Annotated in this window: 9 protein-coding genes; 3 read left to right on the top strand and 6 right to left on the bottom strand. The window is 65.1% G+C overall.

Going from position 1 to position 13,668, the window contains the following annotated elements; all coding sequences use genetic code 11:
* Nucleotides 1-32 precede the first annotated feature (32 nt).
* The 3 genes from ACSQ3S_RS00440 to ACSQ3S_RS00450 are packed head-to-tail and all read left to right on the top strand — an operon-like array spanning nt 33 to nt 4,968.
* Entirely contained in the window at nt 33-1,394 is a 1,362-nt protein-coding gene (locus tag ACSQ3S_RS00440; protein ID WP_436141287.1) for an alpha-amylase family glycosyl hydrolase, read from the top strand.
* Nucleotides 1,395-2,897, top strand: coding sequence for a tryptophan halogenase family protein (locus ACSQ3S_RS00445; protein WP_436141288.1), 1,503 nt, complete (start codon nt 1,395-1,397; stop codon nt 2,895-2,897). It begins immediately after the preceding gene.
* 13 nt (nt 2,898-2,910) lie between these two features.
* Complete coding sequence (locus ACSQ3S_RS00450) at nt 2,911-4,968, top strand: glycoside hydrolase family 97 protein (protein ID WP_436141289.1); 2,058 nt, start codon at nt 2,911-2,913, stop codon at nt 4,966-4,968.
* Here the strand turns inward: ACSQ3S_RS00450 and ACSQ3S_RS00455 are convergent.
* From ACSQ3S_RS00455 to ACSQ3S_RS00480, 6 genes are all read right to left on the bottom strand, one after another.
* Complete coding sequence (locus ACSQ3S_RS00455) at nt 4,919-8,065, bottom strand: efflux RND transporter permease subunit (protein ID WP_436141290.1); 3,147 nt, start codon at nt 8,063-8,065, stop codon at nt 4,919-4,921. The genes ACSQ3S_RS00450 and ACSQ3S_RS00455 overlap by 50 nt on opposite strands.
* Nucleotides 8,066-8,079: 14 nt before the next feature.
* Nucleotides 8,080-9,243 (bottom strand): efflux RND transporter periplasmic adaptor subunit, encoded by a 1,164-nt coding sequence (locus ACSQ3S_RS00460; protein WP_436141291.1) that lies wholly within the window; start codon nt 9,241-9,243, stop codon nt 8,080-8,082.
* Nucleotides 9,236-10,456 carry a TolC family protein gene (locus tag ACSQ3S_RS00465; RefSeq protein ID WP_436141292.1) on the bottom strand — a complete coding sequence of 407 codons (1,221 nt, stop codon included), beginning with the start codon at nt 10,454-10,456 and terminating at the stop codon, nt 9,236-9,238. Before ACSQ3S_RS00465 ends, ACSQ3S_RS00460 begins: the two co-directional genes overlap by 8 nt.
* A 72-nt stretch (nt 10,457-10,528) precedes the next feature.
* Nucleotides 10,529-10,873, bottom strand: coding sequence for a hypothetical protein (locus ACSQ3S_RS00470; protein ID WP_176653442.1), 345 nt, complete (start codon nt 10,871-10,873; stop codon nt 10,529-10,531).
* A 45-nt stretch (nt 10,874-10,918) separates the two neighbouring features.
* Nucleotides 10,919-13,087 (bottom strand): molybdopterin cofactor-binding domain-containing protein, encoded by a 2,169-nt coding sequence (locus tag ACSQ3S_RS00475; protein WP_436141293.1) that lies wholly within the window; start codon nt 13,085-13,087, stop codon nt 10,919-10,921.
* Between the two features lie 2 nt (nt 13,088-13,089).
* On the bottom strand, nt 13,090-13,560 hold the full coding sequence (locus tag ACSQ3S_RS00480) for a (2Fe-2S)-binding protein (RefSeq protein WP_353401472.1): 471 nt from the start codon (nt 13,558-13,560) through the stop codon (nt 13,090-13,092).
* Between the last annotated feature and the right edge of the window lie 108 nt (nt 13,561-13,668).

Consider the following 13,668-nt stretch of genomic DNA (forward strand, 5'->3'; position numbering starts at 1 on the left):
GGCTTTTTTTGCTTCATCTACCGGCATCACCAATGACCAAATTCCTCATGGCCCTGCTGTTGGCCACCGTCGGCATCGCCCACGCAGCCGATCCGTATCAACCCAAACCCTACGTCCACTTCCAGCACGCGGAATGGACCACGAACGCCAGCATCTACCAGATCAACACCCGCCAGTTCACACCGGAAGGCACCTTCCGCGCTGCGGAACAGCAGCTGCCGCGCCTGAAGGAGCTGGGCGTCGATATCCTGTGGCTGATGCCCATCCACCCGATCGGCCAGGCCAAGCGCAAGGGCGCGCTGGGCAGCCCGTACGCGGTGCGCGACTACATGGCCGTCAATCCAGAATTCGGCACGCTGGACGACTTCAGGCACTTCGTAACCGCCGCCCACGGCCTCGGCCTGCACGTGATCCTCGACTGGGTCGGCAACCACACCTCGTGGGACAACGTGCTGCGCACCAGCCATCCCGAATGGTACGAGAAGGACTACAAAGGCAACGCCCATCCAACGCCGTGGTACGACTGGGACGACATCATCGACCTCGATTACACCCAGCCCGGCCTGCGCCGCTACATGACCCAGGCAATGACCTATTGGGTGCGCGAAGCCGGTGTGGACGGCTACCGCGCAGACGCCGCCGGCCTGATACCGCAGGACTTCTGGGACAACGCCAGCCGCGAGCTGCGCGCCATCAAGCCGGTATTCATGCTGGCCGAATGGGAAAGCCGCGACATGCACGCCTACGCCTTCGACGCCAGCTACGCCTGGAGCTGGTGGGACGGCCTGCGCGCCGTCGCCGAGGGCAAGGCCGATGCCACCTCGCTGTACACCTACTACGCATGGAACCAGAAGTTCTATCCGAAGCAGGCCTACCGCATGCTGTACACCACCAATCACGACAAGAACGCATGGGACGGCACCGAGTTCGAGATCTTCGGTCCGGCGGTGGATGCGGCCATCGCGTTTTCCTTCGTCAGCGAAGGCATGCCGATGATCTACAACGGCCAGGAGGCCGGCAACCGCAAGCGGCTGGCCTTCTTCGAGCGGGATGCGATACAGTGGCAGCCATCGCCATACGAAGCGCTGTACAAAAACCTGCTGTCGCTGAAAAAGCGCAACACGGCCCTGTGGAACGGAGAATGGGGCGCGACCATGCTGCAGGTGCCGAACGACGCGCCAAAGCAGGTGTTCAGCTTTGTGCGGCAGAATGCGAAGGACAAGGTATTCGCGGTGTTTAACCTGAGTGGCAAGGTAGTGCAGGCCGGATTCAGCGGCGACCTGCACGCCGGCGCTTACCGCGATTTCGGCACCGGGGAGACGGTGCGCGTGGACAGCGGCAGCCGCTTCGGCATGGCGCCGTGGAGCTACAGGATACTAATAAAGGCAGAGTAAATGGAGAACGTCAAAAACGTGGTGATCGTCGGTGGCGGCACCGCCGGCTGGATGTCGGCGGCGGCGTTGTCGCGGGTGCTGGGCGAAAAGGTGAAGATCACACTGATCGAGTCGGACGAGATTTCGACGGTCGGTGTCGGCGAATCGACGATCCCGATGATCAAGTTGTTCAACACCGTGCTGGGCATCGACGAAGATGAGTTCATGCGCGAGACCAAGGCCACGTTCAAACTGGGCATCGAGTTCCGCGACTGGGGCCGGATAGGCGACAGCTACATGCACGGCTTCGGCATCTTCGGCCAGGACCTGGCGACGCTGCCGTTCTACCAGTACTGGCTGCGCATGCACCAGGCGGGCAAGGCGCCGGACATCGAAAGGTATTCGATCAACCGCATGGCGGCCAAGGCCAACAAGTTCATGCGCGCCGACCGCTCGCACGGCAATTCGCCGCTGGGCGATATCGTCCACGCCTTCCACATCGATGCCGGCCTGTATGCGCGCTATCTGCGCAAGTACAGCGAGGCCAAGGGTGTGCGCCGCATCGAGGGCAAGGTGGTTGACACGCTGATGCGCGCCTCGGACGGGCATGTGGACGCGGTGCGCATGGAAAGCGGCGAATTGATCGGCGGCGAACTGTTCATCGACTGCTCCGGCTTCCGCGGCCTGCTGATCGAACAGGCGCTGCATACGGGCTTCGAGGACTGGACGCACTGGCTACCCTGCGACCGCGCCTACGCGGTGCCGTGCGAGCTGGCATCCACCGAGCTGGCGCCTTACACCCGCGCCACCGCGCGGCCGGCGGGTTGGCAATGGCGTATCGGCCTGCAGCACCGCACCGGCAATGGCCATGTCTTCTCGAGCCGGCACATGAGCGACGACGAGGCGGCCGGCATCCTGATGGCTAACCTGGACGGGCGTCCGCTGGCCGATCCCAAGCTGCTGCGTTTCACCACCGGCAAGCGCAAGCAGGTGTGGAACAAGAACGTGGTGGCGGTGGGCCTGTCGTCCGGCTTCATGGAGCCGCTGGAATCGACCAGCATCCATCTTATCCAGTCGACGATTGCGAAGCTGATCACCTTCTTCCCGGACAAAGGCTTCCAGGCCGCCGACATCGCCGAGTTCAATCGGCAGTGCGACTTCGAGGTCGAGCGCATCCGCGATTTCCTGATCCTGCACTACCACGCCACGGAGCGCGACGACACACCGTTCTGGGACTACTGCCGCACCATGGACATCCCGGACACCTTGCGCGCCAAGATGGAGCTGTATCGCTCGCGCGGGCGCATCGTCCGCGTCGACAACGAACTGTTCGCCGAAGTGGGCTGGCTGCAAGTGCTGCACGGCCAGGGCATCAAGGCCGACGGCTACCATCCGCTGGCCGACCTGCTGGAAGAAAAAGAAGTAGTCGAGTACCTGGACAATATCGCCTCCGTCATCGGGCTGTGCGTCAACCAGATGCCGTCGCAAGCCGCCTACATCGCGGCGCACTGCGCATCGTCATAACAAGGAACAGCAAGTGCATACAACTCCCGTCAAAATCCGCTGGATCTCCGCCTGCAGCATGATGCTGGGCGTGTACGCCAGCACCGGCAGCGCGCTGGCCGACGACATACTGGCGACCGTGTCGTCGCCGGACAAGGTGCTGAGCGTGGCCGTTCAGCTGGGCGGCGACGGCCGCCTGGCGTACGAGGTGCAGCGGCATGGCAAGCAACTGATCGCGCCGTCGCGGCTGGGTTTCCTGCTGGCCAACGCGCCGGAGCTCGACGGCGGTTTCTCGCTCGACAAGCAGGCCGTCACCGAGCATGACGACACATGGGAACAACCATGGGGCGAGCGCCGCTACGTGCGCAATCACTACAAGGAGCTGCGGCTGGAACTGGTGCAGAAGGCGCAGCAGAACCGCCGCATGGCGCTGGTGTTCCGCGTGTTCGACGACGGCGTCGGCTTCCGCTACGAGATTCCGGACCAGCCGCAGTTGAAGGAAACGAAGATCGCCGATGAGCTGACCGAGTTCATCGTCGCGGCGCCGGCCACCGCGTGGTGGCAGCAGGCCGGCGAGATGGCGGCGCTGGAATACGCGATCCGCAAGACGCCGCTGAGCGAAGTCGGCATGGCCAATACGCCGATGACGATACGCACCAGGGACGGCACGCACATCGCCTTCCACGAGGCGGCGCTGGTCGACTATGCGTCGATGTGGCTGCGCAAGGTGGACGGCCAGAAGCTGCGCGCGCACCTGACGCCATCGGCCATCGGCGCGCCGGTCGAGCGGCAGGGCGCTTTCACGACGCCATGGCGCACCATGCAGATCGCCGACAACGCGGCGGGGCTGTATATGTCGGACCTGATCCTGAACCTGAATGAACCGAACAAGCTGGGGGATGTATCGTGGGTGCGCCCGTCGAAATTCGTCGGCGTGTGGTGGGAAATGCACCTTGAGAAAAGCACCTGGGGGTCGGGCGCGAAGCACGGCGCCACCACGGAAAACACCAAGCGCTACATCGACTTCGCCGCGAAGAACGGATTCCGCGGCGTGCTGGTGGAAGGCTGGAACATCGGTTGGGACGGCAAATGGTACGGCGACGGCTCGGACTTCAGCTTCACGCAATCGTATCCGGACTTCGACCTTGCCGCCACCAGCGCCTACGCCATCAAGAAGGGCGTGCGCCTGATCGGACACCACGAAACCGGCGGCAACGTGGCGCGCTACGAAGACCAGATGGATGCCGCCTACCAGCTGTATGCGAAGCATGGCGTGGACAGCATCAAGTCCGGCTACGTGACTGATGCCGGCACGGCGCAGTTCCACAGCGCCGGCGGCGGCACGCACTATGGCTACACCGATTCCCAGGAAGGCTCGCGGCACTACCTGAAGGCGGTAACGGAGGCGGCGCGCTACAAGCTGGCGATCGACACGCATGAACCGATCAAGGATACGGGCCTGCGCCGCACCTATCCGAACTGGATCTCGCGCGAAGGTGCGCGCGGCATGGAGTACAACGCCTGGGGCAATCCGATCAACAGCGTCGATCATGAAGTGAACCTGGTCTTCACGCGCATGCTGAGCGGGCCGATGGACTACACGCCGGGCATATTGAGCCTGGAAGGCGTGAAGGGCAAGCCGATCAACTCGACGCAGGCCAAGCAGCTGGCCAGTTTCGTGGTGATCTACTCGCCGGTGGTGATGGCGGCGGACCTGATCGAGAACTATGAGAAGTATCCCGGTCCGTTCAAGTTCATCAAGGACGTGCCGACCGACTGGGCCGACACGCGCGTGATCCATGGCAGCATGGGCGAATACGCGACCATCGCCCGCAAAGACCGCCACTCCGACAACTGGTACGTCGGCTCGGTGACGGACGGCGAGGCGCGCACGCTGTCGCTGCCGCTGGACTTCCTCGACGCCGGCAAGCGCTACACCGCCGAAATCTACCGCGACGGCGACCAGGCCGACTACCGCACCAGCCACCGCTTCGACATCGTCATCGAGAAGAAGATCGTCACAGCGAAGACAGCGCTTCAACTCAAACTGGCTCCCGGCGGCGGCCAGGCCATCCGCTTGACGCCCATGTAAGATGGGCCAGGCGGTAGAGCAAGGGGAGCACCAGCAGCGTCAGTGCGGTGGAGGACAGGATGCCGCCGATGACCACCGTCGCCAGCGGGCGCTGGACTTCGGCGCCCGTGCCGGTGGCGATGGCCATCGGTATGAACCCCAGCGACGCGACCAGGGCTGTCATCAGTACCGGTCGCAGGCGGCCCAGCGAGCCTTCGCGGATCGCCTGCTCCACCGTGCGCCCTTCCTCGCGCAGGCTGCGGATGAAGGAGATCAGTACCAGCCCGTTCAACACCGCCACGCCCGACAGCGCGATAAAGCCCACCGCTGCCGATATCGATAGCGGGATGCCCCGCAACGCCAGCGCGGCGATGCCCCCCGTCAGCGCGAACGGTATGCCGCTGAACACCAGCAGGCCGTCTTTCAGATTGCCGAACATCGCGAACAGCAGCACCATCACCAGCAGCAGCGCCGCGGGCACCACGATCTGCAAGCGCCGCGACGCAGATTGCAGCTGCTCGAACTGTCCGCCCCAACTGGTCCAGTAACCCGCCTGCACCGCCACCTGGCGCAGGCGTTCCTCCGCCTCCGCAACGAAGGAACCGATATCCCGCCCGCGCACATTGGCGCTGATGACGACTCGCCGCTTGCCGTCCTCCCGGCTGACCTGGTTCGGTCCCGGCGCGATACTGAACGTCGCCACTTCGCCCAGCGGGATGAAATGCGTGACGCCGTCTCCTTTCGGCAGCGGTACCGGCAGCCGCCGTATTACATCCAGGTCGCTGCGCAGCGCATCCGGCAGCCGCACCACGATGTCGAAGCGCCGGTCGCCCTCGAACATGGTGCCCGCCTCGGTGCCGCCTATGGCCGTGGCGATGGTCTGCTGGACGTCGCCCACGTTCAGGCCATAGCGCGCGGTCTTGCCGCGGTCTATTTCCACGGTCAGCACCGGCAGGCCGCTGGTCTGCTCTACCTTGACCTCGGCCGCGCCGTCCACCTTGCCCAGAGTGGTGGCGATGCGCGCGGCGGTTTCGTTCAGTACCGCCATGTCGTCGCCGAACAGCTTGACCGCGACGTCGCTGCGCACGCCGGATATCAGCTCGTTGAAGCGCAGCTGTATCGGCTGCGAGAATTCGAAGGCGTTGCCCGGAATTTGAGCGGCGGCGTTCTGGATCGCCGCCAGCAGTTCATCGCGGGATTTCTTCGGCGCCGGCCATTGCGATTCCGGCTTCAGCATGATGTAGCCGTCGGAGACGTTGGGCGGCATCGGATCGGAAGCGATTTCCGCCGTGCCGGTGCGCGCGAAGATACGCTCGATCTCGGGAAACTTCTGCTTCAGCGTCAGTTCGACCTGCTTTTGCATCTCCACCGATTGCGTCAGGCTGGTGCCGGGTATGCGCAATGCCTGGATCGCAAAGTCTCCTTCGTTCAGGCTCGGAACGAATTCGCTGCCCATGCGTGTGGCCAGCAGCACCGACAACAGCACCGCGATGCCGGAGAACGCCAGCACCACCGGCGTATTGGCCAGCACGCACTCCAGCACCCCGGCATACCACGCGGACAGCTTGCGGTGCTCCTTCTCGACCACGCTGTCGCCGATGAAGAGCGCGACGGCGGCGGGAATAAATGTGATCGACAGCAGCATCGCCCCCAGCAGCGCCATCACCACGGTCAGCGCCATCGGATGGAACATGCGCCCTTCGACGCCGGTCAGCGCGAAGATCGGCAGGTAGACCACCATGATGATCAACTGCCCGAACAGCAGCGGGCGTCGTGCTTCGCGCGCGGCGGCGAAGACCTCGTCAAAGCGCTCGGCGCGCGTCAGGCTCCTGCCGTGGCGAGCCTGCGCGTGGGTGAGCCGCCGCACGCAGTTCTCGACGATGACCACCGCGCCGTCGACGATGATGCCGAAGTCCAGTGCACCGAGGCTGAGCAGGTTGGCGCTGACCTTGAAGGAGACCATGCCGGTGAAAGTGAACAGCATCGCCAGCGGGATCACCATCGCCGTGATGAGCGCCGCGCGGATGTTGCCGAGGAAGACAAACAGCACGGCGATCACCAGCACCGCGCCTTCGAGCAGATTCTTCTTCACGGTGGCGATGGCCTTATCGACCAGCGTGGTGCGGTCGTACACGGTCACCGCCTGCACGCCGGCAGGCAGGCTGCGGTTGATGTCGGCCATCTTGCGGTCCACCGCCTGCGAAACGGCGCGGCTGTTCTGGCCGATCAGCATGAAGACCGTGCCCAACACCACTTCGCGCCCGTTCTCCGTCGCGGCGCCGGTGCGCAGCTCGCGGCCGATGTCGACGTCGGCCACGTCGCGCACATGCACCGGCACGCCGTCGACGTTGGTGAGGATGATATTGCGGATATCGTCCAGCGATTTGACCTGGCCTGGTGCGCGCACCAGCAGCTGTTCGCCGCGCTTTTCGATATAGCCGGCGCTGGCGTTGCCGTTGTTGCGGTCGATCGCCGTCACCACGTCCTGCAGGGTTAACCCGTAGGATGCGAGGCGCTGCGGATTCGGCGCCACCTGGTACTCCTTCGCGAATCCTCCGATGGAGTTAATCTCCGTCACGCCAGCCACGTTGCGCAGCTGGGGCTTGATGATCCAGTCCTGGATCTCGCGCAGGTCGGTCGGCGTGTAGGGCGTGCCATCGGCCTTCCTCGCCCCCGGCTTGGCCTCCACCGTCCACAGGTAGATTTCGCCCAGCCCCGTGGATACAGGTCCCATGGCCGGCGTTACACCGGCGGGCAATTGCGCGCGCGCTTCCTGTATGCGTTCGCTGACCATCTGCCTGGCGAAGAAGATGTCGGTGCCGTCCTTGAAGATGACGGTGATCTGCGATAGTCCATAGCGCGACAGCGAACGCGTTTGCTCCAGCTTCGGCAGGCCGGACATCAACGTTTCGATCGGATAGGTCACGCGCTGTTCGGTCTCCAGCGGCGAGTAGCCCGGCGCCGCGGTGTTGATCTGCACCTGCACGTTGGTGATGTCGGGCACGGCGTCGATCGGCAGTTTTTGATAACTGTAGATGCCGACCGCCGCCATCGCGGCGACAAGCAGCAATACCAGCCAGCGTTGGTCGATGGCGAATCTTATAATTCGTTCAAACATGGTGTGCTCCCGTCTCAGTGCGCATGCTCGGCGCTGTCCTTGCCCAGTTCCGCCTTGAGCACGAAGCTGCCGGCGGAGGCGTACTGCGCACCGGCCTGCAGGCCTTGCAGCACCTCGGTCAGCTTGCCGTCGCTGCGGCCGACGACCACCGGCTGCGCACGGAAGCCGCCCGCAACCTTGACGAACACCACGGGCTTGTCTTCCACCGTCTGGATAGCCTCGGTGGACACAACGACGGCGGCATCGGCCTGCCCGGACAGCACCTCGACGTTGACGAACAGGCCAGGCCGCCACGAGCGGTCGGGATTGGCCAGTGCCACGCGCGCCTTGGCGGTACGGGTCTGCTCGCCCAGCAGGGAGCCGACATAAGTGATCTTGCCGCTGGCCTGCGCCTCGAAGGCCGACGCCTTTACCATCACCGTCTCGCCAACGCGAACGCGGTTCAAGTCCTTCGGCGGCACGGCCAACTCGGCCCACACCGACGACAGGTCGGAGATTGTGAAGACGTTGGCGTCTTCCTTGACCGCTTCGCCCAGCGCCAGATGCTTTTCCATTACCACTCCGTCGAACGGCGCCCGTAGTTCCAGGCGGTTCAGGTTTCCGCTTGCGTCGGCGGCCGCACCAGTACCAAGTGCATCTATCTTCTGGCGCGCGTTGCGTACCGCGATTTCGGCTTCATGCATGGCCTGTTTGGCTTGCAGGTAGTCCTGCTCGGCGGAGATCTTGTCCTGCCACAGCCGCTGTTCGCGCTCGAACGTGGTGCTGGCCAGCGCGAACCGCCGTTGCGCCGACAGCAGTTCGCTGCGCTGTTCGGACAAGCCGCTGCTGGCGATCACCGCCAGTACCTGCCCTTGCTTCACGTTCTGTCCCAGCTCGGCATGCACGCTGGTGACGACGCCCGCCAGCTTGGGTACGACATGCGCGGTACGGTCTTCGTTGAAACGGATCTCACCCGGCAACGTGATGGCCACTTTGATCGCCGCAGGCGCGGCCGCGGCCAGCGTCACGCCGGCGGCCTTGAGCTGCGCGTCGCTCAGTGCGATCATCTCCTCCTTCTCAGGGGCGCCGTGCTCCACCTCCTCGCGTCCGGCCGGGCGCTTAGGCATCATGATCCACGCGGCCAACAACAGGCCGATGAGCGCCATGACGGCGATGATGATTTTCTGCTTTTTATTCATGTTCTTCTCCGAGAATGCGGCTAATGGCTGCCATCGCGCGGTGCGCGTCCGCCAATGCATTCAGATATTGGGATTTCGCCTGCAGCAAGGTGCGCTGGGCGTCGAGGACGTCGAGGAAGCCGAATTTTCCGTATTCGAAGCCGGTGCTGGCCGCGTCATACGCGCTTTGAGCGCCCGGCAGGATGTCGCCGCGCAGCGCCAACGCTTGCTGACGGGCGACGTCGAAATCCTCATATGCCTGCGACAGCTCGGTATCCAGCCGCAGCGTGGCTGCCTCCAGCTCATCGCGCGCCTTGTCGACGCGGCGCGCCGACTCCAGCACGTTGCCCTGGTTGCGGTCAAAGAATGGCAAGGGAACGGAAAGGCCGAACACCGCCTGCGTGCGACCCAGTTCCTCCGAGCGTTTGCTGCCGACGTTGAACGTCAGGTCGGGCGTGCGCCTGCTCACCTCGACTTGCGACAACGCCTGGCGCCGCGCCAGCTCCGAGCGCGCCAACGCCATCGCCGGCGAACGCTCCAGCCGCTGCCGCAACGTCGCCTGGTCCGGCAGCGACGGCAGCACGTCGATGACGCCGTCGGCTCGCTCGAAACGCGGCGCCGGATTACCCCACATCGCGGCGAGCCGCTTGCGTGCGCCGGCCAGCGTGCCGCGCGCGCGCATCAGCTCCAGCTGCACGCTGGAAGCCGCCACCCGGGCACGCGTTTCCTCCACCGGCGATACCTTTCCAGCCACCACGCGCCGGCCCGTTGCGGCGGCGGCGCGTTGCGCCAGATCGCCGGCTTCCTGCGCCAGCCGCACGTGCTCCTGCGCGGCCAGCACGGAAAAATATGCATCGATCGCGTCGGCGCGTAAGGCCGCATGCCGCAGCGCCAGCTCGGCCGATGCGCTGTCGCGCCCGCGCTGCGCCGCCGTCATGCGGGCTGCACGCTTACCGCCCAGCTCCAGCGGCTGGCTCAGTTGAATCGTGGTTTCGCGCGTGTCGCGCCGCGTATCGGTACGCTCGAGCGATAAGGTGGGATTGGGCGGCAGGCCGGCCTGCCGCACCGTTCCGTCGGCCGCCTGCAGCTCATGGCGCGCGGCCGACAGTTCGGCATTGGCGCCGACGACCAGCGCCAGCGCCGCACGCAGCGTCAGTGGTGCGGACGGCTCGATTTCGGCCCGCGCACAGGCAGGCCATGCCGCTAGCCATAGCGGCAAAAGATATTTGTACATCGAATTCTCCAGACAATAGGAAAGGAATTCGACGAGACTTGAACAGGGAAGGTAGTTGCAGGCCTCGCCGCGCTAGGCGACGAGCAGCCAATTGGGCCGCTGGGGCCCTTCGGAGATATGAGACAGGTAACGCCGCGCGGCAGTCGGGGCATGGCCGATGGCCTCGACGGCGACGTCAACGCCGCCGCCGGCCGGCACCGAAGCCTGCACCGCGTGATGACAGACTTCGCAGTCGGAATGCACCTTGACCGGTTTGCTCTTGTCGGCACCATCGTCGGACTGCGCCTGGTGCTGGTGTCCATGATGGCCAAAGTGCGTGACCGTGGCCGGCTCGTGCTGGCAATAGACGGCCGCCATCGACCAGGCGTGCTGGATGGGCAGAATGGTCAGCAGCAGGATGAGCAGGAGCTTTTTCACCGCTCCATTGTATCAGCCTGCCGCCAACGCAGCTGCACGACTACACTACGCCTTCTTCAGCAGATCCGGATTGATCGGCATCTCGCGCACGCGCTGGCCGGTCGCGGCAAACACCGCGTTGGTCAGCGCGGCGCCGACGCCGGCGGTGCCCGGTTCGCCGATACCGCCCGGCGCCTCGCCGCTCTTGACGATTTCCACCTCGATCTTCGGCGCCTCGGCCATGCGCAGGATGCGGTAGTCGTGGAAATTACTCTGCTCCACGCGGCCGTCCTTGACCGTGATGGCGCCGAACAGCGCCGCCGTCAGGCCGTAGTTGATGCCGCTCTGGACCTGCGCGGCGACGGTGTCCGGATTGACCACCTGGCCGCAGTCGACCGCGCACACCACGCGCTTGACCGTGACGTCGCCGGCGTCGTTGACGCTGACATCGACCACCTGCGCCATGTAGGTGCCCCAGGCGCGCATCAGCGCGATGCCGCGTCCGGAACGGGCCGGCAGCTTCTCGCCCCAGCCGGCCTTCTGCGCCGCGATCTTCAGCACGTTGGCCGCGCGCGGCTCCTTGCCCAGCAACGACAGGCGATAGGCCAACGGATCCTGGCCGGTCTTGAGCGCCAGCTCGTCCATGAAGCTCTCCAGCACCGTCATGTTGCGGGTCGGGCCGACGCCGCGCCAGAACGCCGTCGGCACCGGGCCGTCCTCCTGCGTGTACTCGCTGCGCATGTTCGGGATATCGTAGGAGAAGATGTCCGAGCCCTCGACGTTGTCGATATCGAGGCCGTCCTTGAGCCAGCCCGGCGCGAACGCGGCCAGGTTGGAAGGGCCGGCGATCTTGTGCGAGAACGCCACCGGCTTGCCGCCGGCGTCCAGCGAGGCCGATACCGAGTGCGCATACAGGCCGCGGAACAGGCCGTGCTGGATGTCTTCCTCGCGGCTCCACACCAGCTTGACCGGGCCCTTGACCTGTTTGGCGACCAGCGCGGCCTGCACCACGTAGTCGGTGTACAGGCGGCGTCCGAAGCCGCCGCCGATCAGGTGATTGTGCAGCGTGACTTTTTCCGGCGCCAGGCCCAGCGCCTTGGCCGCGTCGTCGCGCGCGCGGGCCGGCACCTGCGAGCCGGTCCAGATCTCGGCTGTGCCATCGGCCTTGACGTGAACCGTGCAGTTCATCGGCTCCATCGTCGCGTGGGCCAGCATCGGGTTGACGTACACCGCTTCGACGCGGTTGCCGTCAGCGGCGATGGCCTTCAGCGCGTCGCCGTCGTTGCGGGCGACCTTGCCCGGCGTCTTCAGCGCGTCGAGCATGATCTGGCGCACGTCGCCGGTGGCCAGCTTGGCGTAACGGCCTTCGTCCCACACGATGTCCAGCGCGGCCAGCGCCTGCTTGGCGTACCAGTAGTTGTCGGCCACCACGGCCACCGCGTTATCGAGCTTGACGACGGCGCGCACGCCGCGCATCTTGCGCGCCTTGGCGTCGTTGACGGATTTGAGCTTGCCGCCGATGACGGGACTGGCCGCCACCACGGCCACCTTCATGCCCGGCACTTGCGCGTCGATGCCGTATTGCGCCGTGCCGTCGGTCTTGCCCTTGGCGTCGAGGCGCTTCAGCGGCTTGCCGATCAGTTTGAAATCCTTGGGCTCCTTCAGCGCGATCTTGGCCGGCGGCTGCAGCTTGCCGGCCGCCGCCACCAGTTTGCCGTACTTGATGCGGCGGCCGCTGGCCGCGTGCACCACTTCGCCGTGCTCGGCGCGGCAGCTGTCCGGCGCCACCTTCCATTCGTCGGCGGCGGCCTGGATCAGCACCATGCGCGCGGCGGCGCCGGTCTGGCGCATCGGTTCATACATGGTGCGCATCGACAGCGAGCCGCCGGTGAACTGGTCGCCGAACGGCGCGCCGTAGACCTTGGCGTCCGGCGGCGCATGACGCAGCAGGATCTTGTCCATGTCCACTTCCAGCTCCTCGGCGATCAGCATCGGAATCGAGGTGTAGGTGCCCTGGCCCATTTCCACCTTGGGCATGGTCAGCGTGATGGAGTCGTCGGCGCCGATGGCGATGAAGGCGTTCAGGTCGGCCGGGGCCATGGCCGGCGCCTCGGCCCCGGCCGCAGCCAGCGCCTCGCCGGGCAGGGTCCAGAAGCCGACCATCAGGCTGCCGCCCGCCGCAGCGGCCACTTTCAGGAAACCGCGGCGGCCGAAGGAGTTGTCAGGTGCGTTCATGCTCAGGCTCCTTTCAGCAGCGGCGATTTGGCGGCATCCTTGATCGCCTCGCGGATGCGGGGATAGGTGCCGCAGCGGCAGATGTTACCGGACATGGCGTCGTCGATGTCGGCGTCGCTCGGCTTCTTATTCTTGTGCAGCAGCGCGGCGGCCGACATGATCTGGCCGGACTGGCAGTAACCGCATTGCACCACCTCGGCCGCCAGCCATGCCTGCTGGGTGGCCTTGCCGGCCGGCGTGGCGCCTATGCCTTCGATGGTGGTGATCTTCTTGCCGGCGACCGCCGACACCGGCAGCACACAGGAGCGGGTCGCCTCGCCGTCCACATGCACGGTGCAGGCGCCGCACAGCGCCATGCCGCAGCCGAACTTGGTGCCGGTCATGTGCGCTTCGTCGCGCAGCACCCACAGCAGGGGCATGTCGCCCGGCACATCGAATTCCCGCGTTTTTCCATTGATTTGCAACTTGACCATGAGGCGCTCCTTATCAGACTGCACAGTTCGCCCATTGTGGGCAGTACGTGCACTATAGCCAAAAATGTCGGCTTGTTAATACTAGCCGTTGGGGATACTCAAACAACC

Origin of the sequence: Duganella sp. LjRoot269 (assembly GCF_964254095.1) — a bacterium.
GTDB classification, from domain to species: domain Bacteria; phylum Pseudomonadota; class Gammaproteobacteria; order Burkholderiales; family Burkholderiaceae_D; genus Rugamonas; species Rugamonas hordei.

Bases quoted from the DNA above. Each gene is read 5' to 3' on its own strand.
- ACSQ3S_RS00455 (WP_436141290.1), bottom strand. From the start codon at position 8,065: ATGTTTGAACGAATTATAAGATTCGCCATCGACCAACGCTGGCTGGTA.
- ACSQ3S_RS00440 (WP_436141287.1), top strand. From the start codon at position 33: ATGACCAAATTCCTCATGGCCCTGCTGTTGGCCACCGTCGGCATCGCC.
- ACSQ3S_RS00480 (WP_353401472.1), bottom strand. From the start codon at position 13,560: ATGGTCAAGTTGCAAATCAATGGAAAAACGCGGGAATTCGATGTGCCG.
- ACSQ3S_RS00475 (WP_436141293.1), bottom strand. From the start codon at position 13,087: ATGAACGCACCTGACAACTCCTTCGGCCGCCGCGGTTTCCTGAAAGTG.
- ACSQ3S_RS00445 (WP_436141288.1), top strand. From the start codon at position 1,395: ATGGAGAACGTCAAAAACGTGGTGATCGTCGGTGGCGGCACCGCCGGC.
- ACSQ3S_RS00465 (WP_436141292.1), bottom strand. From the start codon at position 10,456: ATGTACAAATATCTTTTGCCGCTATGGCTAGCGGCATGGCCTGCCTGT.
- ACSQ3S_RS00460 (WP_436141291.1), bottom strand. From the start codon at position 9,243: ATGAATAAAAAGCAGAAAATCATCATCGCCGTCATGGCGCTCATCGGC.